The 20,938-nt window shown below is 39.3% G+C and carries 18 protein-coding genes; 16 read left to right on the top strand and 2 right to left on the bottom strand.

Annotated elements, in window-relative coordinates:
• Positions 1-47: 47 nt before the first annotated feature.
• The 6 genes from IGI63_RS08735 (at position 48) to IGI63_RS08710 (ending at position 6,082) form a co-directional block, all read left to right on the top strand.
• Positions 48-1,127 (top strand): DUF916 and DUF3324 domain-containing protein, encoded by a 1,080-nt coding sequence (locus IGI63_RS08735; RefSeq protein WP_429975673.1) that lies wholly within the window; start codon positions 48-50, stop codon positions 1,125-1,127.
• Positions 1,128-1,231: 104 nt separating this feature from the next.
• Positions 1,232-1,717, top strand: a complete 486-nt coding sequence (locus tag IGI63_RS08730) for a hypothetical protein (RefSeq protein ID WP_002354843.1) — start codon at positions 1,232-1,234, stop codon at positions 1,715-1,717.
• Entirely contained in the window at positions 1,692-3,173 is a 1,482-nt protein-coding gene (locus tag IGI63_RS08725) for a helix-turn-helix domain-containing protein (protein ID WP_429975672.1), read from the top strand. The genes IGI63_RS08730 and IGI63_RS08725 overlap by 26 nt, the downstream gene beginning before the upstream one ends.
• A gap of 236 nt (positions 3,174-3,409) precedes the next feature.
• Entirely contained in the window at positions 3,410-3,907 is a 498-nt protein-coding gene (locus IGI63_RS08720) for an RNA polymerase sigma factor (RefSeq protein ID WP_429975671.1), read from the top strand.
• 24 nt (positions 3,908-3,931) lie between these two features.
• A complete protein-coding gene (locus tag IGI63_RS08715) occupies positions 3,932-4,816 on the top strand; it encodes an RsiV family protein (protein ID WP_429975670.1) in 885 nt (294 codons plus the stop codon).
• 129 nt (positions 4,817-4,945) lie between these two features.
• A complete protein-coding gene (locus tag IGI63_RS08710) occupies positions 4,946-6,082 on the top strand; it encodes an ArgE/DapE family deacylase (RefSeq protein WP_010819085.1) in 1,137 nt (378 codons plus the stop codon).
• A 52-nt stretch (positions 6,083-6,134) separates the two neighbouring features.
• Here IGI63_RS08710 and IGI63_RS08705 read toward each other — a convergent pair whose 3' ends face one another.
• Complete coding sequence (locus tag IGI63_RS08705) at positions 6,135-6,926, bottom strand: hypothetical protein (RefSeq protein WP_429975669.1); 792 nt, start codon at positions 6,924-6,926, stop codon at positions 6,135-6,137.
• A gap of 163 nt (positions 6,927-7,089) precedes the next feature.
• On the opposite strand from IGI63_RS08705, the gene IGI63_RS08700 reads away from it, so the two are divergent.
• The 3 genes from IGI63_RS08700 to IGI63_RS08690 all read left to right on the top strand — a co-directional run bounded on the left by IGI63_RS08700 (position 7,090) and on the right by IGI63_RS08690 (position 8,934).
• Complete coding sequence (locus IGI63_RS08700) at positions 7,090-7,473, top strand: YccF domain-containing protein (RefSeq protein ID WP_002358999.1); 384 nt, start codon at positions 7,090-7,092, stop codon at positions 7,471-7,473.
• An 88-nt stretch (positions 7,474-7,561) separates the two neighbouring features.
• Positions 7,562-8,038, top strand: a complete 477-nt coding sequence (locus tag IGI63_RS08695) for an Rrf2 family transcriptional regulator (RefSeq protein ID WP_002408372.1) — start codon at positions 7,562-7,564, stop codon at positions 8,036-8,038.
• 266 nt (positions 8,039-8,304) lie between these two features.
• A complete protein-coding gene (locus IGI63_RS08690) occupies positions 8,305-8,934 on the top strand; it encodes an NAD(P)-dependent oxidoreductase (RefSeq protein ID WP_002354854.1) in 630 nt (209 codons plus the stop codon).
• A gap of 79 nt (positions 8,935-9,013) precedes the next feature.
• On the opposite strand, the gene IGI63_RS08685 is transcribed toward IGI63_RS08690, so the two are convergent.
• Positions 9,014-10,213 carry a hypothetical protein gene (locus IGI63_RS08685; protein WP_429975668.1) on the bottom strand — a complete coding sequence of 400 codons (1,200 nt, stop codon included), beginning with the start codon at positions 10,211-10,213 and terminating at the stop codon, positions 9,014-9,016.
• Positions 10,214-10,404: 191 nt separating this feature from the next.
• Here IGI63_RS08685 and IGI63_RS08680 point away from each other — a divergent pair, with 191 nt between their 5' ends.
• From IGI63_RS08680 to mutL, 7 genes are all read left to right on the top strand, one after another.
• Positions 10,405-11,649, top strand: a complete 1,245-nt coding sequence (locus tag IGI63_RS08680) for a competence/damage-inducible protein A (RefSeq protein ID WP_010710870.1) — start codon at positions 10,405-10,407, stop codon at positions 11,647-11,649.
• Positions 11,650-11,762: 113 nt separating this feature from the next.
• The gene (gene recA / locus IGI63_RS08675) at positions 11,763-12,809 is read left to right on the top strand and encodes a recombinase RecA (protein WP_002354860.1); all 1,047 of its coding nucleotides are present in this window, start codon (positions 11,763-11,765) and stop codon (positions 12,807-12,809) included.
• A 396-nt stretch (positions 12,810-13,205) separates the two neighbouring features.
• Positions 13,206-14,762 carry a ribonuclease Y gene (rny, locus tag IGI63_RS08670; RefSeq protein WP_429975667.1) on the top strand — a complete coding sequence of 519 codons (1,557 nt, stop codon included), beginning with the start codon at positions 13,206-13,208 and terminating at the stop codon, positions 14,760-14,762.
• A gap of 159 nt (positions 14,763-14,921) precedes the next feature.
• Positions 14,922-15,719 carry a TIGR00282 family metallophosphoesterase gene (locus tag IGI63_RS08665; protein WP_002354864.1) on the top strand — a complete coding sequence of 266 codons (798 nt, stop codon included), beginning with the start codon at positions 14,922-14,924 and terminating at the stop codon, positions 15,717-15,719.
• A 73-nt stretch (positions 15,720-15,792) separates the two neighbouring features.
• Complete coding sequence (locus IGI63_RS08660) at positions 15,793-16,179, top strand: RicAFT regulatory complex protein RicA family protein (protein WP_220421716.1); 387 nt, start codon at positions 15,793-15,795, stop codon at positions 16,177-16,179.
• The gene (gene mutS, locus IGI63_RS08655) at positions 16,180-18,756 is read left to right on the top strand and encodes a DNA mismatch repair protein MutS (RefSeq protein ID WP_174097672.1); all 2,577 of its coding nucleotides are present in this window, start codon (positions 16,180-16,182) and stop codon (positions 18,754-18,756) included.
• Positions 18,757-18,787: 31 nt separating this feature from the next.
• A complete protein-coding gene (mutL, locus tag IGI63_RS08650) occupies positions 18,788-20,920 on the top strand; it encodes a DNA mismatch repair endonuclease MutL (protein WP_429975666.1) in 2,133 nt (710 codons plus the stop codon).
• Positions 20,921-20,938: the final 18 nt, after the last annotated feature.

Genomic DNA, 20,938 nt, shown 5'->3' with positions numbered 1-20,938 from the left:
GGTCTTTTGGTGCTTATAATACAACAAAGAATGACAGACATAGGAGAATGAATATGAACAGATGGAAAGTATATGCAACGGTAATCGCTTGTATGTTATTTGGCTGGATTGGCGTGGAGGCGCACGCTTCTGAATTTAATTTTGCGGTCACACCAACAATTCCCGAAAATCAAGTGGACAAATCAAAAACCTACTTTGACTTAAAAATGGCGCCTGGTGCCAAACAAACCGTAGAAATTCAGTTACGCAATGATACAGATGAAGACATTACCATTGAAAATACGGTGAACTCAGCGACAACAAATTTAAATGGCGTAGTAGAATATGGCCAAAACGGGATCAAACCTGACAAAACTTTACGCTTTAACTTAAAAGATTATGTGGAAGCACCGAAAGAAATCATCTTGCCGAAGCATTCCCAAAAGACCTTACCTTTAACCATCACGATGCCTAAAGATTCTTTTGATGGCGTGATGGCTGGCGGCATAACACTCAAAGAGAAAAAGAAAGAAACCACGACTTCTGAGGATCAATCAAAAGGGTTAGCTATTAATAATGAATACTCCTATGTTGTGGCTATTATTCTTCAGCAAAATGAGACAAAGGTTCAACCAGATTTAAAATTACTGGGGGTTAAACCAGGCCAAGTCAACGCGCGAAATGTCATCAATGTTTCTTTACAAAACCCACAAGCGGCCTATTTAAACCAATTACATTTAATCAATACTGTTTCAAAAGGAGGCGAAACGCTTTACCAATCCGATACTGAGGATATGCAAGTGGCGCCAAACTCTAACTTTAGTTACCCAATTTCTTTAAAAGGGGAACGATTAACGCCAGGAAAATATGTCTTGAAATCAACGGCCTATGGTGTAAAAGATGAAAAGGGCACCTATCAAGTCAAAGGCGCCAATGGTGAAGAACGGTACCTGTACAAATGGGAATTTACAAAAGAATTTACTATTTCTGGGGACGTCGCTAAAGAATTAAATGAAAAAGACGTAACCATTAAAGGAACCAATTGGTGGTTGTATCTACTGATTGCATTAATCATTCTAGCGCTGCTCTTATTGATTTTCTTCTTGTATCGTAAAAAGAAAAAAGAGGAAGAACAACAATCTGAGTAATAAAAAGGGCTATCTATTGACAAAAAGGGTTTTCCTTGTAAAAGTAAAGGTACTTTTACAAGGAATTGCTTCCCATAAAGTAGAGGTAGAGAGAGTGAGAAGCCATGAGAAAAAAGTATCTTTTTTTATTTAGTTCTTTGCTAATTTTTACGGCTGTCGAAATAGAACCAATTCAAACATTGGCGACACCTATTTATAATCCCTTAGAACCAACGGAAGAAATTCAACCAAAACCAGAATCAATCACCCCTCAGGAAAAGTCAGAACCGGAACAACCTGCGCCAACCCCTCCGGAAGATCAAAAAACTACGGTTCCTTCTGAAGAAAAAAAGCCTTCACCCAAGAAAAAAGACAAACCTGTGGAGAAACCGGCAATGTCAAAAGAAAAAAAGAAACAAACAAAAGAAACAACGGCTCATCCCTTACAAGTAAATAAAGATTTTGTCTTTCCTAACGGACTTGGTGCAGGCGGCGATGAAGAATCTGAAAGCTATTTAGCAGCGGTTGGGTACTTTCTTTCAGGAAATGGATTGTATGGGAAAAAAATGGATGTGAGAGAAGTCTATGATATTGATGATGTTTTTAAATAAAGTGGATAAAAGAAAAATCGCCTTATTTCAGTTACTGGAAAATGCACCGATGTTAACAGAGTCAAAAGAAACCGTAATGCAGGAGTTAGAATTATCTGAATTTATCGTGAACAAAACGGTCGCTGAAATAAATGCCGATTTTATTGAATTTGGTTTATCAGAGGATTTTCAAATTGTGAGCGATGGTATTTTCTTAACTCTTAATGAATCAGGAACGGAAACTTCCGATACTTTGATTGATTGCTATATTAAAGAGTCGTTACGTTTTGCTATGTTTCAAGATTTCTTTTTTCAGCGTTTTGATTCTGTGAATGAGTTTGCTTTAGAACACTTTGTTAGTCACACATTGGCTTATAAGGAGTTCAAGGAATTAAAGAAAATGCTGGAAAATTATCAAATTACAATTAATAAAGAATTTCACTTGGTGGGAAATGAAACCAATTTACGCGAAGTAACAACACTGGTTTTTTTACAATTATACCAACGTGATTTTTCATTGTACGGTAAAAAAGTTTTAGAGCAGATTCGGAACTTTGAGCTATTTTTTTCTGAGAAGGTTCATCTTAATCAGCGTGCGGGCTATGCACAAGCTAAATGTTTTCATTTTTTGGCGGTTTCTTTAGTACGAACGCAGCAACAGTTTTATGTAGAGAAAAAAGTAGATTCGCAAGTGTTAAAACAATTAGCCGGTGACAATCAGCAGAATGTTTTCAATTGGTTAGAGAGTCTTCAAATCCCAGAACCACAACGAACAAACGAAGGCAATTATTTACTCTTATTTTTAATTGCTGAAGAGTGGCTTCAAGTAGCTTCAGCAGCACTTTGCCAAAGATTTGCAGAAATTCAACAATTGAATCGTGACTTGTTAAGTTATTTAAAAATACAATTTCAGCTTTCCGAGGAAGTCCTGCGAGGTTTTGAACAAAAAGTAACAATCGTTCATTTTAAATTGTTCCATTTTCCAGTAGAAGCAAACTATAGTTATCGCAAAATGGATATAACCTACTTTGCAGAAACGTATACAGAGTATTTTTCTGCTAGTCGACAATTTATTCAAGAACAAAAAACGAATCCCGCTGTTTGGGATGCCAGACAGTTTTTATTTTATCGGTATCTGTTGTTAATGGTGGATGCGTTACCATTGAAAAAAGTTTTGGCTCCGATTACACTGTGTGTCGACTTTTCCTTTGGTGAAGCCTATAATCGTATGATACAAAAAAATATTGAAAAAATTACGGAATGGAATATCATTTTCAAAGCACATGTAGATGAAAGTGTACAATTAATTTTATCGGATATTCATTTTGTCGATTGGCCTGAGATTACTCAAATTATTTGGCTAGCGCCACCACGTCCTGTTGATTGGTCGCATTTTATTAAAACGCTGAGTGCACTAAGACCGCACTCGGGAGAAGAAAACAAGGTCGGGACAGCACCGCTTAGCTCCGAGAAATAAGAAGAAATTTCCGGAAATTGTTCTTTGATTTTTGGATAATTTCGGCTTATTTCCGAAGGAGCTGGTTCTGTTCCCGCCGTTTATCAGATTTTGAGCGTGAAGCAAAAATCCAAAGTGATTTTTGTACCACGCTTTTTCTTTTAGAATATAAAAATTAAAAATAATAAAAAAGTTGAAACTTTTTATGCTTGTGATTCGTCTATATAAGTGTACAGGAAAGGAGGTTCCAGAAATCGATGGTTTTCGATAGTTGGAAAAGAAAAAAACAAATTCGCGCGTTAGAAACGCTTGTGGATACCAAATATGAAAAAATGTATCGCATTGCCTTTAACTATACACATTCGAAAGAAGATGCCTTGGATGTGATTCAAGAAAGCTTTGAAAAGGCACTGAAGGCCATCCAAAAAGGATCCGATATTAAGGATTTTGACGCGTGGTTCTTTCGAATTCTGCTTTCTGTAGCGACAGATTATTGGCGTAAAAAGAAACGAGAAGCTGTTCATATTGAAAAAGATGAACATGTGTTAGCCCTTTTAAATAATCCCCAACGCAGTTTTTTAGAAATTGAAGAAATTATTAATCAATTAGATAGTCCCAATCGTGAAATTATTCTATTAAAATTTTTTGAAGGATTTACGCTAAAAGAAATCGCCTTGATCCTGGATATTAACGAAAACACGATTAAAACGAAGATGTACCGCAGTTTGAATGAACTCCGAAGTCTATTGAATTAGTAAAAGAAAGGAAGCGAAAAAATAATGGAAGATTTTGTAAAAAGTGTTGTTAAAAACTTTTCAAAAGAATACCGCCAACAACCGTTGCCAACGGATCTACAAGCGGAAGTCAAAGCGCGTTTTCATAAAGAGAAAAAGCGGTACACCTGGCTTCGTTTTAGAAACCGCTCACTGCAAAGTAGTCTAGTAGTGGCTTGTGGCTTTGTCTTATCAGTCAATTTGTTTCCAGGTTTTAGTGAAGCAGCCCGCAACATTCCTGTGTTAGATAAAATTGTTCAATTAGTCACCATCAAAACGTTGACAGCGAAAAAACAGGAAAGTGAAGTAAACATCGATGTCCCTAAAATTCAAACATCCCAAGAATCTTCAGTAGCCGACACGCTCAACAAAAAATACTTGAAAGAAGCCCAAACAGAATTTCAACAAGTCAAAGGGCAATTGTTTGATGGTTCTCGTGTTTCAGTCACTGGAGATTATGAAAAAGTCGTGGACGACCGTCGCTTCCTAGTGGTCAAACGAACCTTCACAGAAATTAAAGGCAGCTCTGCGACGACAACGAAATATGACACCATCGACAAACGAGCCAATGTTGTCGTTTCACTCCCCTTAATTTTTAAAAATGATTTTTACATTGATGTCATTAGTAGTGAAATTAAACAACAAATAGCAGACCAAATGAAGAACGATAGCAATAAAATATACTGGTCCGAAAAAGAGGATGCCCCCAGTGATGTTCAACCCTTCAAAAAAATTAAAAAGGACCAACCTTTCTATATCAATGAAAAACACCAATTAGTGATTGTGTTTCCTCAAGGTGAGATTGCGCCTTACTATATGGGCACCCCTGAATTTGTGATCCCTAATCAAGTCATTGAGAATGAATTGGCAGTGCCTAATTATTTAAAATAAACTCAGCAAAAAACACGCGACAGTTTTAAGAAATGTCGCGTGTTTTTTGCTGACCTAACCAAGTCAGTTGCGGTTTTACTGAGAGAAGCGTACACTAGAATTAAGCATAACAAGAAAGGGCGAATGGCAATGGAAAAATCAGAAAAAATTAGTATTTTACAAGATGTGGTTAAAATTAAATCTGTAAATGGAAACGAAGAAGAAGTGGCAATCTATTTACAAAATCTTTTGAAGAAATATGAGATCCCTTCTGAACTTGTTTCTTATGCACCAAATCGTAGTAGTTTGGTTGCTTATTTAGGTGAAAACCGAGAAAAAGTCTTAGGGTTTAGTGGCCACATGGACGTGGTTTCTGAAGGGGACGAAAGTCAATGGACTTTCCCGCCATTTGCGGCCCATATTGAAGGAAATAAATTGTATGGCCGTGGCGCAACGGACATGAAAAGCGGCTTAGTCGCAATGGTTTTAGCAATGATTGAATTAAAAGAAAAGGAAGTTCCATTAAAGGGAGCGGTTAAATTTTTAGGTACAGTTGGTGAAGAAGTCGGTGAGCTAGGTGCTGGCCAATTAACTGAAAAAGGCTATGCGGATGATTTAAGTGCCTTAGTCATTGGAGAACCAACCAATTATAACTTGATGTATGCGCACATGGGTTCAATTAACTATTCTGTTGTGTCACACGGAAAAGAAGCCCACAGTTCGATGCCAGAAGAAGGCATTAACGCGATTAATAATTTGAACGAATTTATTACAGAAGCAAACCAACAAATGGCGGAAGTCACAGCAAACTATGAAAATCCTGAATTGGGTCGAACGATTCACAATGTAACCGTCATTAAAGGTGGCACACAAGTGAACAGTATTCCAGGTCAAGCAGCCTTGCAAGGGAATATCCGTTCAATTCCAGAATTCAGCAACGACCAAGTCATTGCATTATTACAAAAAATTGTCGATGAATTGAACAAAAAAGAAAAACATCAGTTAGAATTAACGATTGATTACAACAAAATTCCTGTAAAAGCTGAGAAAGATTCTGCGTTAATTCAAGCCATTCAAGCCCAATTTGATCAACCATTACCATTAGTGACAAGCGCTGGGACCACAGACTTAGCTGAATTTACTAAATCAGACAATACATTTGATTGCGTTGTCTTTGGACCAGGCGTGACCACTACTGCACACCAAGTCGACGAATATGTCGAAATTGATAATTATTTAGATATGATTGATAAGTATCAAGCGATAGCAAAAAGTTATTTAAATTAAAAAAATGTCGCGCCTGAATCATAAAAATCAGGTGCGACATTTTTTATAAGGTTTATTCCACCACAGTCCATTCATTTAAGGTTTTGCCGTTCTCATCAACTAGCTCTAACCAGCTGTTTGTTCCAGCAAAATAGAGAAACAAGCCGACTTCATTAACGCTTTTTAAGACGATATCTTCCGTTGTGACAAAGTCTTTAAATTGGCCCTTGCGTTCATCACGAAGTTTTTCACCAAATCTAGCGGAGAAACCGACAGACCCGTCTTTATTTAAAGGGGCTTCTGGCATCATTGTCGCGCCAGCTTTAATAAGCATTTCATTGCGCTTTTGCCAAAAAACAGTTGCTTTGCTTTGTCGAGTATCAATATAAAAAGGAATTTGGCTGACTTCTTTTGTCCATTTGTGGCGTGCTTTGGCTGGTCTGGCTTTCTTCGGCGCCGGTTTTTTAAACAGAGAGTAGCCAAAACGTTCCAAGATAAAGGTGACTGTTTCTTTATAGTTAGTCACTGTCGCTACCGCACTTTTCGGAATTTTGACTGTCGTTGGGGTTGCTTCCAATGTTAAACCACTTTCTTTCGCATCATCTAGGAAAGCTTGCGCTAAATAGGCAAGTTCTGTCTCCCAAGTCGGTTTCAATAAAATCGAGTGATCAAAAGAAACTTCTTTATATGTAGCTTTTTCTTCAGCAAGTCCTAAAGCAACTAGTTGGTTATCTCTTAGCAAGAAAAGAATCGCTGCCTCTTTTTTCGGTAATTTAGTTGTTTGTTCAATGATTAAGTGGGCCTGATCGGCTAAGTCAATGAGTGTCTTTGTTTTTTTTAGATCAACGGTTAAATGTAAGTCCATGAAGTCTGCTCCTTTATCGTTAGTTTCTTCATTGTATCATGAAATAGCGTCTTCGTCTTTTAACGAGTCAGCGACCTTACAATATTGTTTGAAACAAAAAGAAGCTTTCGTGGTATACTTACTCACATACATAATTTTTAATGAGGAAAGTAGAGGAACAAGAATGAAAACACTTGGCAATATTTTATGGTTCATCTTTGGCGGCTTTTTTGGTGGCTTATCTTGGCTATTCGCAGGCGTGATTTGGTGTATTACAATTATCGGTATTCCGATTGGTTTACAATGTTTTAAATTAGCGGGGTTGAGCTTTTGGCCGTTTAAAAAGCGAGTCGTGTATAGTGATAGCGGCGTATCTTTGGTGGTAAATATTATTTGGCTGATTATCAGTGGACTACCATTAGCAATTGGGCATTGTATTAGTGGCTTGTTGCTTTGTCTGACAATCATCGGTATTCCGTTTGGGCAACAATCCTTTAAATTGGCAAAATTAGCGTTAATGCCGTTTGGGGCCCGTGTTGTTTCAACAAATGATTTTTATTTTGAATAGTCAGAGGTTTCTCATTGACAAATAAAACGAAACAGCGTATTCTGTAAATGTAACAAATAACGTTACATTTAGTTTGGAGTGATTAGACATGGCCATGTCAACGAAATTAAGTGTTGCGATTCATATTTTAAGTTTGATTGAAACAGGTCCTCAAGAACAAGTGACTTCTGAATACATTGCTTCGAGCGTGAATACGAATCCAGTCGTTGTTCGACGACTAATGAGTCAGTTAAAAAAAGCCGGCTTGATTCATTCCATGCGTGGAGCCAATAAAAATACCTTATTAAAGAAACCAGAAGAGATCTCACTGTATGAAATTTATACAGCGGTTGAATTGGAACGAGAGATTTTCAATATCCATCAAAATCCTAATCCAAACTGTTCCGTTGGGGCAAATATCCAATCGGTACTAGAAACTGAATTTACTAAAGTGCAACAAAAAATGGAAGAAGAATTGAAAAGCATCACCTTAGCAGATGTGATTCATGAAATAGAAGTTAAGAGGTCGGGAAAGAAGTGTTCAGCTCCGAGAAATAAGAAGGAATTTCCAGAAATTGTTCTTTAATTTTTGGAGACCAAGTAGGTATTGTTCATCATCGAATCACTACGTTCTTCGTGATTCTCAACAATTTCGGCTTATTTCCGAAGGACCTTCAACTCTTAGAGCTTTAGCTCTTAGAAGTTGTTGAGATCGAAGCAACGCGTAGTGTTGCTTCTGTTCCCGCCGTTTATCGGCCTCTAAGCTTGGGAAAAATTCAAAGTGAATTTTTTTCAAGCTCTACTTTTAAAGTATTAAATGTAACTATTTTAGTTCTATTTAAAAATGAAAGGATGATTTACATGAAAGTAGCAGTATTAGGAGCAACAGGAAAAGAAGGACAATTACTTTTAGCAGAAGCTAAACGTCGCGGGATGGACGTGACAGCCATCGTTCGTAATGCCTCAAAAATAACAGATGGCACACCGACCATTGAAAAAGATGTTTATCAATTAACAACAGAAGATATTCAAGCGTTTGATGTATTAATTAGTGCCTTAGGATTCCCTGATGTGCAAGATTTCCCAAAATCTACCCAGCATTTGATTGAGATTTTAACCAATCAAAAAACGCGCTTGTTTGTCGTTGGGGGCGCTGGAACCTTGTATGTGGACCCAGAACACACAACTCAATTAAAAGATACACCATCATTCCCAGCAGAAATTCAGCCATTAGCTTCGGCGATGGGCGAAGCTTTAAACTTATTGAAAGAAGCTCAAAACATCCACTGGACCTATATTAGTCCTGCAGCCATGTTTGATGCTGAAGGTCCTGCGACAGGCCATTATGAAGTCGCTGGCGAAGAATTAACAACCAATAGTCAAGGTGACAGCTACATTAGTTACGCAGACTACGCCGTTGCCATGTTAGATGAAGTGGAAAGTAATGCACACCCAAATCAACGAATCAGTGTGTATCAATAAAAGAAAAAAATCATAAATAAAGAAAGAAGTGAGAGATAAAATGTTTTATCTCTCGCTTCTTTCTTTATTTACACAAAAATTAATAACATTTAGAACAAGGTGTTAAGCCTCTTGCTTGGGCATCTGCCAACGTAGTTGCCGTATAGGTTCCATTTCCACATTTGCGTGCATGGTATTTACTGCCAGTTGGTGTCACAAGAACAGTTGCGCTTGTTTCTGGACCAGCATTTGCAGCAGCAGTCTCGACTTCCGCCGGCGCCTGTGCGGCTTGTTGCGCCTCTGCTTCAGCTTGCGCTTTTGCTGCCGCTTCGGCTTGTTCTTTTTGCGCTTTTTCAGCGGCTAGTTTCTGAGCTTCTGCTTCTTTTCGTTGTTTTTCTTTGTGGGCATCTAATTGAGTTTTAACAACGGCTACCCGTTTTGTTAAAGCTTGATTTGGGGAGTTTAAAGCGTCAATTTGTTTGACCGCTTCATTATAGTAAGCTTCATTGGTTGGTTCTTGTTCAGCTTTTTCAACAGCGGCAGTTGCACTGGCGACTAATTGTTCATTTTTTTCTTTTTCAGCGATAGCGGTTTGAACAGTCGTTAATCGTTGTTGAAATCCTTCTTTGCCAACTGGGGCAGCAGCTACTAATTTTTCAGCTGCTTGATAATCGCTTTTACTTTTAGATTTTTCAGCAGTTGTAACTGCTTCATCAACAGGTACTGCTTCTTTGATTTTTTCAAGGCGATCATTGTATTCCTCGTATTCTTGACTTAATGAAGATACTAAGGTTGCGGCTTCATCATAGTTTTTCTGAGAAGGTTGTTTTTCAGCGTAAGCTAAGGCTTTTTCTGTTTTGGCCAATTCTTGTTCAGAATCTGTGATGCTTGCAATAAATTCTTTTGATGGTGTGACTTCGACTGATTTTTCAACTTTGGTATCTTGCTTCTCAGCAACAAAGGTGATTTTTTGCGTTTTTTCATCGGACAGTTTTACTTTATAAGCAAACGTTTTGTCTTTTGTTTTTACTTCCTTGCCATTGGCCGTTAGTTTGCTGTTGCCGTCGTATTCGCCTTTGATGGTGGCTGAGCCATTGGCATCGGTTTCAACACTCTCTGCATCAAGTGAAAGCGTTGGGGAAGAATCTGTCGTGGCAACCCCACCAATAAATAGAGCGGCACTTGCTAATGCGGCATAGCCATATTGTTTTTTCGGTTGTTTCTTGATTAATGCTTTGATAGTCAGTCCCCCGCTGACAAGTAACCCTAATAGACCCAAAAGTACTAATACTACACTCATTCATTTCTCTCCTTTCGATATAACGTTATTATACAATGTATTGTGAGAAAATGAACATTTTTTTCGTAATAATTAATAAATTTCCTGATAAAAAAATTATTTCCTGAAGCTCAAATTCTTTTGTAAAAATTTTGTTGTGCTAAAATGGAAAGAGAGTTTAACTACGTATGTTATTAGAGAAGGGGAAATCAATGAAAGCAGAAATCATTGCAGTCGGAACAGAGTTATTACTGGGACAAGTAGTGAATACCAACGCCACCTTTTTATCAGAAGAGTTAGCTGCGCTAGGCATCGATGTTTACTATCAGACCGTTGTTGGTGATAACGGCGGCCGCTTAGAAACGCTACTAACAGAAGCAGAACAAAGAAGTGATTTAATTGTCCTTTGTGGAGGGCTAGGACCTACAGAAGACGATTTAACCAAGCAAGTTGTCGCACAACATCTCCATAAATCATTAGTAGAAGATCAAGAAGGATTGAACCGCTTGCACCAGTTTTTCCAACAGTCTAAGCGGCCAATGACGGAAAATAATCTACGACAAGTGTTAGCCATTGAAGGTGGACAAGTTCTTCAAAACCCGACAGGATTAGCGGTTGGTTCTTTCGTAACAGAAGGGACAACAAGCTATTTGCTCTTACCAGGGCCGCCCAATGAATTAATTCCGATGTTCCAACAAGCGGCACGACCTTTATTGATTGATGCGTTTCCACAAGAAGAACAATTAATTTCAAGAGTCTTGCGTTTTTATGGCATTGGGGAATCCCAGCTGGTGACCGAGATTCAATCGTTGATTGCGCACCAAACGAATCCAACCATTGCGCCTTATGCTAAGCCTAATGAAGTGACACTTCGTTTAACAGTTAAAACAAAAGACTTAGTAGCTGGCGAAGAATTATTAACAGCGACGGAAGAAAAGGTTTTAGCTAAAGTGGGAGACTATTTTTATGGGTATGGGGATGACAATAGTTTAGCCAAGGTAACAGTGGATTTGTTATTACAAAACGGACAAACCGTCACGGCTGCTGAGAGCCTCACCGCTGGCCTATTCCAAAGTACACTGGGGGAAATTGCGGGTGCTTCGAAGATTTTTAAGGGAGGCTTCGTGACGTATTCGCAAGAAACAAAAGAGAACTTTTTAGGAATTTCTCATGAACTTTTAGAAGAACATGGCACGGTAAGTGAAGCGTGTGCCAAAGAAATGGCAGAGAAAGCGCGTCAGTTAGCTAAATCTAACTATGGTTTATCATTTACTGGGGTCGCTGGTGACCCAATCGAAGGTCAACCGACAGGCACTGTTTGGATTGGGCTGGCGGAAGAAGGCCAACCAACCGTTGCAGAATGTTTCCATTTTAACCGTGACCGAAATTATATTAGACAGAGTGCGGTTATGCGAGGGTTAGATCTTTTGCGGCGCCGAATCATTAATAAAAAATAAATATGCGAATGTTTGTTCGGTTTTTTCTTGCTTTTTTGGTACAAAAGAGATATGATAGACCTACTAACAGGAAATGAAAAATAAGTTTATATAAATTAAAGGAGGATTATCCATTGGCAGATGATCGTAAAGTGGCTTTAGATGCCGCACTGAAAAAAATTGAAAAGAACTTTGGGAAAGGCTCTATTATGAAATTAGGCGAAAAAGCTGATCAAAAAATTTCAACTATCCCTAGTGGTTCTTTAGCGTTAGATGTTGCATTGGGCGTAGGTGGGTATCCACGTGGCCGAATTATTGAAGTATATGGTCCTGAGAGTTCAGGTAAAACAACTGTTTCTTTACACGCAATTGCAGAAGTGCAACGAAATGGTGGAACAGCCGCTTTTATCGATGCTGAGCATGCATTGGATCCTCAATATGCGGAGAAACTAGGCGTTAACATCGATGAATTACTTTTATCTCAACCAGATACGGGTGAGCAAGGCTTAGAGATTGCCGATGCCTTAGTTTCAAGTGGTGCGATTGACATCGTTGTCATCGACTCGGTTGCTGCGTTAGTTCCTCGTGCAGAGATTGATGGTGAGATGGGAGCGAGCCATGTCGGCTTACAAGCTCGACTAATGTCTCAAGCACTACGTAAATTATCAGGCTCAATTAATAAGACAAAAACAATTGCTATTTTCATTAACCAAATTCGTGAAAAAGTTGGCGTGATGTTCGGAAATCCTGAAACAACTCCTGGTGGACGTGCATTGAAATTCTACGCAACGGTTCGTCTAGAAGTCCGTCGTGCAGAACAGTTAAAACAAGGAACAGACATCGTCGGTAACCGCACAAAAATTAAAGTCGTTAAAAACAAAGTGGCGCCACCATTTAAAGTGGCAGAAGTTGATATCATGTATGGCCAAGGTATTTCCCAAGAAGGCGAATTACTAGATATGGCTGTGGAAAAAGACCTTATCAGTAAAAGTGGTGCTTGGTATGGCTACAAAGAAGAACGAATTGGCCAAGGCCGTGAAAATGCCAAACAATACATGGCGGATCATCCTGAAATGATGGCAGAAGTGTCTAAATTGGTCCGTGATGCATATGGCATCGGTGACGGTTCAACCATTACAGAAGAAGCAGAAGGTCAAGAAGAATTACCCTTAGACGAATAAATAACGAGTGAATACGACTCGTTAAGAAGAAGGACAACACTTACTGAACAGGACAGGTGTTGTCTTTTTTTGTTTAGAACTAAATTGTTAAATAGACTGTTGTCCATGTCCGAACCCATCCACATCAAGCAGCTTAGTCAAACAGTAGACTATGCGGCGTTTGTTCTAAAATTTAAACAATTCGTGACGGCGGAAACCTAAAAATGTGACGTTGTCTAATATTTGCTGCCCTTTCCAAAAGAAAGGGCTTTTTTAAGTTGACACCTTTCGCGACAAACATTAGAATAAAATTGTGTGTATGCACAAATATGCAAGTAGGCATATTGATAATTGATTTTAGTTTATCAAAAAACTACAAGATATGAATTAACAAAAAGATAGTATGGAGGTGGAAATATGGTTTTAAATATTCTCCTCGCTATCGTCGGTTTGATTGTCGGTCTTGGTTTAGGATTTGTTATTGCAAAGTCACGTAATGATAAAGCAATAAATGGTGCAAAAATTTCAGCGTCGAGTATTCTCGAGAACGCTCGGAAAGAATCAGAAACACTGAAAAAAGAAGCATTGCTAGAAGCTAAGGAAGAGAACCAGAAGTATCGTTCAGAAATTGAAAGTGAGTTGAAAGAAAGCAGATTAGAACTTAAATCTCAAGAAAATCGTTTAATTCAACGGGAACAAACGTTGGATCGTAAAGATGACTCTCTTGAAAAACGTGAAGGCTCACTGGAAGAAAAAGAAGAGAAACTTGGTGCTAGACAGCAATTAATTGATGAGCGAGAAAAAGAAGTAGAAAACTTAATTAATCAGCAACATCAAGAATTAGAACGAATTGCTTCCCTTTCAAAAGAAGAAGCAAAATCGATTATTATGAAGTCAACAGAAGAAGAGTTGAATCATGAACTAACCTTGATGGTCAAGGAGTCAGAACAACGTGCCAAAGAAGAATCTGATCGCAAAGCGAAGAACTTGCTTTCCCTAGCAATTCAACGTTGCGCCGCCGATTCTGTTTCTGAAACAACTGTTTCCGTGGTCACTTTACCAAATGATGAGATGAAAGGTCGCATTATTGGTCGTGAAGGACGTAATATTCGTACATTGGAAACATTAACAGGGATTGACTTAATCATTGATGATACGCCAGAAGCGGTTGTGTTATCCGGATTTGATCCAATCAGACGAGAAATCGCTCGAATGACCTTGGAAAAATTAATCCAAGATGGTCGGATTCATCCCGCTCGTATCGAAGAAATGGTAGAAAAATCACGTAAAGAAATGGATGAACGGATTCGTGAATACGGAGAACAAGCAGCCTTTGAAGTAGGTGCTCATACGTTACATCCTGATTTAATTAAAATTTTAGGCCGTTTACGTTTCAGAACAAGTTATGGTCAAAATGTCTTGAACCACTCAATCGAAGTAGCAAAACTGGCTGGCGTTTTAGCCGCCGAATTAGGCGAAGATGTTCAATTAGCCAAACGTGCAGGTTTACTACATGATATTGGGAAAGCATTGGATCATGAAATTGAAGGTTCTCACGTTGAGATTGGCGCAGAATTAGCTGCGAAATATAAAGAAAATTCAGTAGTTATTAATGCCATTGCCTCGCATCATGGTGATGTGGAAGCAACCTCAGTTATTTCTGTTTTAGTGGCAGCCGCAGATGCGTTATCTGCAGCCCGTCCAGGTGCACGTAGTGAATCGTTAGAAAACTACATTCGCCGCTTAGAAAACTTAGAAAATATTTCTAATAGTTTTGAAGGCGTGGATTCAAGTTTTGCTGTTCAAGCAGGACGTGAAGTTCGTGTCATGGTGAAACCAGAAGAAATTTCTGATTTAGAATCTGTTCGTTTAGTTCGAGACATTCGGAAGAAAATTGAAGATGACTTGGATTATCCAGGACATATCAAAGTAACGGTTATCCGTGAAACACGTGCCGTAGACTATGCGAAATAAAATAAAAAGCGAATAAGTATCGCGTGTAGTGTCTCAACGAACAATTGCAAGGATTGTTCGTTGAGACACTTTTTTTAATCTTTTAAAACCAAAACTTTCTTTTCAAAGCGAAAACAACTATAATAAACAAGAGATGTTAAAAAGAGAAGAGGAACCTTTTTGCGTATATTATTTATAGGAGATGTTGTCGGTTCTTTAGGAAGAGAAGCCTTAGCAACGTATGTCCCTAAATTAAAGAAAAAATATCGTCCACAAGTGACCATTGCCAATGGTGAAAATGCGGCATCTGGTCGGGGAATTACTGGCAAGATTTATAAGAAATTTTTGCAAGATGGTGTCGATGTTGTTACGATGGGTAACCATACGTGGGACAACAAGGATATCTTTGAATTCATTGATGATGCGAAGAAAATGGTTCGTCCAGCGAACTTTCCAGAAGATGTGCCTGGTCAAGGAATGGTTTTTGTGAAAGTCAATCAATTGGAACTAGCGGTGATTAATTTACAGGCCCGCACATTTATGGTGCCATTGGAAGATCCTTTCAAGAAAGCCGCCGAGCTAGTGGCTATCGCTCGCAAACGGACACCGCTCATTTTTGTGGATTTTCATGGCGAAACGACAAGCGAAAAACAAGCCATGAGCTGGTTTTTAGATGGCCAAGTTTCAGCCGTTGTTGGAACACATACGCATGTTCAAACAAATGACGCTCGGATTTTACCGAAAGGGACAGCCTTCTTAAGTGATGTCGGTATGACCGGACCTTATGATGGGATTCTAGGAATGAAGCGTGAACCGATTATTGAGAAGTTTATGACAGCATTGCCGAAGCGCTTTGAGGTAGTCGAAACAGGGCGGACAATTTTATCTGCCTGTATTTTAGAGATTGATGACCAAACGGGCCAAGCGAAGATGATTGAGCCGATTCAGATTAGCGAAGATCGCCCGTTTCAAGAATAATAGAAGAAAAGTTAATCTCGGATCATTAAGAGGTTAACTTTTTCTGCTCTTATAGAAAAAGTGCCGGTGAAAGATGAAGGTGAAAAAAATGGAGCCGTTGAATTTAGATGCACAAAGTAATAAAGAATTAGAAAAATTGTTACATTTAATTGGACAAGATGAAGTCATTCAGCGCTACCAAGCGATTGAAGAAAAGGTAAAGAAAAACAAAAAGCTGACAGAATTAGTGGAAGAAATTAAAGCTGCGCAAAAAGATGCGGTTCAATTTGCTCACTATGGCAAACCAACTGCTGAAAAAGAAGCCATTCAACGAGCTGATGCGAAAACAAAAGAATTTGATGAGCACCCACTCGTTGTAGCCTACCGCGAACAACTGATCGAAGCCAATGACTTAGTCCAACATGTCACGGCGCTCATTCAATACCACGTGAACGAAGAGCTAGAGAAGGAAGGAAATTAAATGCCACAAAAGACAAAAAATACACCCATGATGGAACAATATTTATCCATTAAGGCCCAATACAAGGATGCGTTTTTATTTTATCGCTTAGGTGATTTTTATGAATTATTTTATGAAGATGCTATCAATGCAGCGCAAATCTTAGAATTGACGTTAACCAGTCGTAACCGCAATGCGGATGATCCGATTCCTATGTGTGGCGTTCCTTATCATGCCGCGCAAGGCTACATTGATACGTTGATTGAGCAAGGCTATAAAGTAGCGATTTGTGAGCAAGTGGAAGATCCAAAGACTACCAAGGGCATGGTCAAACGAGAAGTGGTCCAGTTGGTAACGCCAGGAACGGTGATGAATAGTAAAGGCTTGGAAGCCAAAGACAATAATTACTTAACCGCTGTGCTAACAGATGGTAATCAGTTCGGTTTTGCCTATGTAGATTTGAGTACAGGCGAATTAAAAACAGCAGTCTTGGCTGATGAAGAGGGCGTTTTAAACGAAGCTTCTGCGTTGCAAACAAAAGAAATGGTCCTAGGTTCAGGGATTCCTGAATCGTTAAAAGAGAACTTAAGTTTACGTTTAAATATTATCTTTTCGACACAAGAAACGGTGGAAGAAAATGCCGAGTTTAGTTTTTTAACCAATGAACTGATTAATCCATTAGAAATTGAAATTACAGGCAAATTATTATCTTATTTATCCGTTACCCAAAAGCGGAGCTTGTCCCATATTCAGAAAGCTGTGGAATATCAGCCAGATCATTTCTTGAAAATGGATCATTATTCTAAATTCAATTTAGAATTGAGTCAGTCGATTCGAACAGGACAGAAAAAAGGGACTCTATTGTGGCTATTAGATGAAACGAAAACAGCTATGGGCGGCCGTTTATTAAAACAATGGTTGGATCGTCCGCTGATTCAGGAACGTCAAATTAAGATGCGTCAAGAAATGGTGCAATCCTTATTAAATGCCTATTTTGAACGCTTGGATTTGCAAGCAGCATTGACGAACGTTTATGATTTAGAGCGGTTAGCAGGACGCGTGGCATTCGGCAGTGTGAATGGGCGTGATTTAATTCAATTACGGACCTCTTTAGAACAAGTACCAACGATTCGACAGTTAATTGTCGGGATCAATCAAGGGGAATGGGATGATTTGTTAGTCGACTTAAACCCCGTTGAAGATTTAGTGGCATTGATTGCGACGGCGATTAATGAAGAAGCCCCTTTACAAATTACTGAAGGAAACGTTATTAAGGACGGCTATAACGACCAATTAGATGAATACCGTGATGCCATGCGCAATGGTAAGCAATGGTTAGCGGAGTTAGAAGCGAAAGAACGACAAGAAACAGGGATTAAAAACTTGAAGATTGGCTACAATCGGGTCTTTGGTTATTTCATTGAAATCACTAAGTCAAATTTAGCGAATTTAGAAGAAGGAAAATACGAGCGTAAGCAAACATTAGCTAATGCGGAGCGCTTTATTACGCCCGAACTAAAAGAACTAGAACGTTTAATCTTAGAAGCTGAAGAAAAATCAGTTGAACTAGAATATCAATTGTTCTTGGCCGTGAGAGAACAAGTGAAAACGAACATTGATCGGTTGCAAACACTGGCTAAAACCATTAGTGCGGTTGATGTTTTACAATCTTTTGCAACAATTAGTGAACGGTATCAATACGTTCGACCAACGTTAAGAAGTAACACGAAAAATTTGGCGATTGTCGAAGGACGACACCCAGTCGTGGAAAAAGTTTTAGGGCATCAAGAATACATTCCAAACAGTATCCGCATGAACCCAGAAACAGATATTCTCTTGATTACTGGACCAAACATGTCAGGGAAAAGTACCTACATGCGTCAATTGGCTTTGACGGTGGTCATGGCGCAAATTGGCTGTTTTGTACCAGCGGAAAGTGCTGAAATGCCAATTTTCGATCAAATTTTTACACGGATTGGGGCCTCTGATGATCTAATTGCAGGGCAAAGTACCTTTATGGTAGAAATGATGGAAGCCAACCAAGCACTGCGGCACGCCACGCCTAACAGCCTAATTTTATTTGATGAATTAGGACGCGGCACGGCAACCTATGATGGAATGGCGCTAGCGCAAGCCATCATTGAATATATCCATCGTGAAGTACAAGCCAAAACGCTATTCTCTACACATTATCATGAACTAACTGTTCTAGATGAAACCTTAAAAGGCTTGAAGAATATTCACGTGGGCGCTGTCGAAAAAGATGGCGAAGTGGTCTTTCTTCATAAAATGATGGAAGGACCTGCTGATAAGAGCTATGGGATACACGTTGCTAAAATCGCTGGTTTACCAAGCCCGCTTTTAGAACGAGCAGCCACCATTTTATCCGCTTTAGAAGCGGAAGAAACAACGATTCCAAGTTCAGTTCATCATGAAGAAGTTTCAGAAGTCCATGAAGAAACCGAGCAACTTTCATTATTTAAAGAAGTTTCAACAGAAGAATTAAGTGTCATTGACACATTGAAGAAAATGAATCTATTAGAAATGACACCACTAGATGCGTTAAACATGCTTCATCAATTGCAAAAACGTATCTAATTAGGAACCGAACCGGTTAGGAGGTCGTGAAATGGGGAAAATTCAAGAACTATCCGAACAACTAGCCAACCAGATTGCTGCTGGTGAAGTTGTTGAACGTCCCGCTTCTGTCGTCAAAGAATTGGTGGAAAATGCACTGGATGCAGGAAGCACTCAAATTGATATTTTTATTGAAGAAGCTGGCTTGAAAACCATTCAAATTATTGATAATGGTGAAGGAATTGCCAAAGAAGATGTACTGAATGCCTTCAAGCGCCATGCCACAAGCAAAATTCATACAAGAGATGATTTGTTCCGAATTCGCAGCTTGGGGTTCCGAGGCGAAGCCTTACCAAGTATTGCCTCAGTTTCTGAAATGATTATCGAAACTGCCACAGCTGAGGAAGAAGAAGGCAGCTATGTGATTCTAAAAGGGGGCAAGGTCGAAGAAAACCGACCAGCAGCACTCCGTAAAGGCACAAAAATGACCGTTTCTAATTTATTTTATAATACGCCCGCTCGTTTGAAATACGTCAAAACGATCCAAACGGAATTGGCCAATATCGGTGACATTGTCAATCGTCTGGCGTTAAGTCACCCTAAAGTCGCTTTTCGCTTAGTTCATGACGGCCACAAAATGATGAGTACAACAGGCAATGGTGATTTAAAACAAACGATTGCGGGGATTTATGGCATTAGCACCGCAAAGAAAATGTTGAAAATTGAAGGAAAAGACCTTGATTTTACTTTGACAGGGTATGTCTCATTGCCAGAAGTCACACGGGCCAGCCGCAACTATTTATCAACGATTATCAATGGTCGTTATATTAAAAATTTCGCGTTAAATAAAGCAATTGTAGCCGGCTATGGTTCGAAACTAATGGTGGGGCGTTTTCCAATTGCTGTGTTAGAAATTGAAATGGATCCGCTGTTAGTCGATGTCAATGTCCATCCTACTAAGCAAGAAGTTCGTTTAAGTAAAGAAAAAGATTTAATGGCATTAATTGAACAGGCGATTCAAGAAGTGTTGAGCCAAGAACAGTTGATTCCCAATGCGGCAGACAACTTGCGTTTTAAAAAGAAACTACCGCCAGAACCTAAAGCCGAACAAATGGAAATTCCTTTATCGACTGAACAACCTGCGGTAAAACAACGACCGGGCAGCTTAAGCTATAATCCCGCAACAGGCCGCTTCTATGCGGAACATGCGACAGACGAAACACCAGCCTCAAGCGCCCCTGAAGCTGTCAACCAGACAGAAAGAGCAGTGGACCCAATGGACGATCCATTTGCGCCGCCAGTGCCAGAATCAACGAGTGTAGCAGAAGAAACGTCAGCTTACGAAACCTCTTCGGCAGCTGTTGATTCCGCAAATCATTGGGAAACAGCTAGTAATGAGCAACAGATAATAGACGAAGAAACGAAAATAACTGAAGTATCTGATTCAGAACCTTCTCTGCGTTCATCAGAGGCTGCTGACGAGGTTTTCCAAGAAGAAATGAAACTTCACCCAGAATTCGATGCCAATAGCGCTGCGAGTCAAAGAGAACTGAAACAAGCCCTGAACAAGTTGGAAGAAGAACGACCAACAGAACGTTTTCCTGAGCTAGAGTACTTCGGTCAAATGCACGGAACTTATTTATTCGCACAAAGCAAAGATGGCCTGTTTATTATCGACCAACACGCTGCCCAAGAACGAATTAAATACGAGTACTTCCGTGAAAAAATTGGCGAAGTCAGTGATGATTTACAAGAACTATTGGTACCAATCGTTATTGATTATCCAAATAGCGATGCCTTGAAAATTAAAGAGCAGAAAGAAACCCTTGCGGAAGTCGGCATCCATTTGGAAGACTTTGGACAAAATAGTTTCATTGTGCGGGCGCACCCAACTTGGTATCCTGCAGGCGAAGAGGAAAGCATTGTTCGCGAGATGATTGACATGTTGCTAACAACTGGCTCGGTCAGCGTGAAAAAATTCCGTGAAGCAACCGCCATTATGATGAGCTGTAAGCGATCCATCAAAGCCAATCATTACCTCAACGAGCAACAAGCACGCGTGCTATTAAAAGATTTAGCCTTGTGCGAAAATCCGTTTAATTGTCCGCATGGACGTCCGGTGCTGATTCATTTTACGAATTCAGATATGGAACGAATGTTTAAACGCATTCAAGACCCCCATTAAAAAGAAACGAGGCGTCAT

The organism is Enterococcus sp. DIV0086 (genome assembly GCF_050498705.1).
Lineage (GTDB): Bacteria > Bacillota > Bacilli > Lactobacillales > Enterococcaceae > Enterococcus > Enterococcus faecalis.
This window is presented reverse-complemented; position numbering and strand designations above follow the sequence as displayed.